The sequence below is a fragment of the Pannonibacter phragmitetus DSM 14782 genome (genome assembly GCF_000382365.1).
Classification (GTDB): Bacteria; Pseudomonadota; Alphaproteobacteria; order Rhizobiales; family Stappiaceae; genus Pannonibacter; species Pannonibacter phragmitetus.
Genome location: NZ_KB908225.1, coordinates 11,236 through 13,263, shown reverse-complemented (window position 1 = coordinate 13,263; position 2,028 = coordinate 11,236). Strand labels below are relative to the sequence as shown.

Annotated in this window: 3 protein-coding genes; all 3 read left to right on the top strand. The window is 55.8% G+C overall.

The window, feature by feature from the left end; translation table 11 throughout:
- Nucleotides 1-1,036 (top strand): HNH endonuclease (locus tag H163_RS24440; RefSeq protein WP_425594377.1); only part of this gene is annotated, 1,036 nt, incomplete at its 5' end.
- Nucleotides 1,037-1,038: 2 nt separating this feature from the next.
- A complete protein-coding gene (locus H163_RS24435) occupies nucleotides 1,039-1,542 on the top strand; it encodes a hypothetical protein (RefSeq protein ID WP_147290477.1) in 504 nt (167 codons plus the stop codon).
- A 148-nt stretch (nucleotides 1,543-1,690) separates the two neighbouring features.
- Nucleotides 1,691-2,028 (top strand): hypothetical protein (locus H163_RS24590; RefSeq protein ID WP_040679030.1); only part of this gene is annotated, 338 nt, incomplete at its 3' end.

Genomic DNA, 2,028 nt, shown 5'->3' with positions numbered 1-2,028 from the left:
CCAGCTCCACATGGCGGAGGCTGACCTGATCCGGGCCAACGCGGCCCGCTATGCGGTGGAGCAGGGCTATTGCGAGAGCATTGCGGCCTGTGATGAGGGAACGGTTGGCCGTGCGGCTGGCGAGCTGACACTTCAGGCTCTGCGCCAGACTGATCTGACGGGAGAGAATCTCCCCCACAATCAGGCAGCGGCAGCTTTTCTGGCAGGTATTGCCCCGCGTGGCTTGATCCCGGGCCTTTGTGCGCCCGGCTCGGCCCTTTGCCAGCAGCGCTGGTTTGAAGCGGTCCTCTACGATGAATACAAGGACTCGACGATCAACCGGCAGTTCTTTGCCTACGCATCAGATCTCTACCGGCTGGCGTCGAACTTCTACAATCAACATCATCTGACGCCCGATGATCTCGGCTACCGTCTGGGTCAAACCGTTCAGGGGATTGACTCGATTCGCCAGGTTATGGCGAATGGCGACAGGACAATGCTGCCCTGGGAGCTGTTCACAGCCCTTGCCGGTGGCTTTGGTGGCCCCTTCGCAGCCCGCCTCAAAGCCCCGAAGCCTCAGTCTCCGGGCACAGTGGCAACAGGCGGGCAGGGTGACAAGTCAGGCGGCGGAGGTACCGGCCGTTCACCATGGACACAGGTATCATCTGATGCGCGTGCCGTTGTTCGGGATATTGAGGCTCATTCTGGTGTGCAAATGCCTTCTAGTCAGCGAGAGCATCTTGCTGGAGAACTGCGTCAGTTTGATCATACGTATGTCGCTACGAGAGATACCTATCAAGCTCTACAGCGTGAATACAATAGGCAGCGCAATAATCTCAAGCGAGATTGGGAGTTAAATACTGGTCAGAAATGGCCAAAAACAGAGAACGGCGTCGATTTTCAAGCGCACCATGTTATACCGCAGCAATATGGTGGACCCAATCAGTGGTGGAATCTCCATCCGGTGCCGGGTGGAAGTGCACACCAAGGGGGAGTTCATGGTGTAGGTAGCCCCACTTCAACAGCATTTCCACAGCACCCTCCAAGGAGCCGATGAACATGTATGAGAATCTAGAGGACCTTAATACTTTGGGTGGAGCTTTGTTCGAGCGGTTGGCCCCTGTTGCGCCTGATCAAATTCTAGAGTTGCGGCGGAGGTGGTCCGATGCGCCAAGTGATTATTTTGAATTTCTTCAGGAGCGCGGCTGCGGAGATATAAAAGAGAATGAATTCTCATTTCCCCTCTTGACAGTTTGGCCATATTTGATCTCCGCTGCGAAGGATTACTTTGGAGATGACAGTATTTATAAAGATGGTCCATATGAGCCTGGGGCCAAAGGGGAAATTTGGTTGTTCGGCTCTGATAGCACAGGAGCTGCTATAGGTTTTGACAGCGGAGACAACTGGCGCTTATTGGAGGTTGACAATATGCGTTGGATAACGAGGCTCGACCTTTCTTTTCGTCAATTCATCGAGGGGCTTTTAGTTTGTTATCCTCAACGTCCGGTAAGATTTTCGGATGGCGTTTGGTATGATTCGGGTGAAGTTGCATACAAAAGATGACTGTTTCTGATTTATATATTCAATAATGGAGTGGACCTGACCAGCGGGGTAGTTTCTTCTGCCAAGGCTTTCGATGCTGACGCATCACGGCTTGCCATTGCTCAGGCGCCGCACGGGCTTGATCCGCTCCCGATGAGCCGGGCTCATCATGCGCGGGTATTCCACGGCAGAGGCTGAGGACAATTACCTTTCTGCCCGTGAACTGGCGTGGCGCGACGTTCAGAACAGCTCCGCCACCTCCAACTCCGGCTTTGGCGTGGGCTTCGGCGTTCATCTCGGCAGCGCAGAGACAGAGGCCGGGAAGGACGTTGCTGCCCGCTATCCCGGCACGCTGACGCCCATCGTCAACATGCCTGCGCGGGAAGGCGGAAGCGGGACCACACGGGCGACCGTGACGCCGGGCACGCTGGAGCTTTCGGACCAGAGGCAGGACCTTGCCAGCCTGAACCGGGATGCCGGGGCGGCGCATGTTTCGGTGGAAGCCTA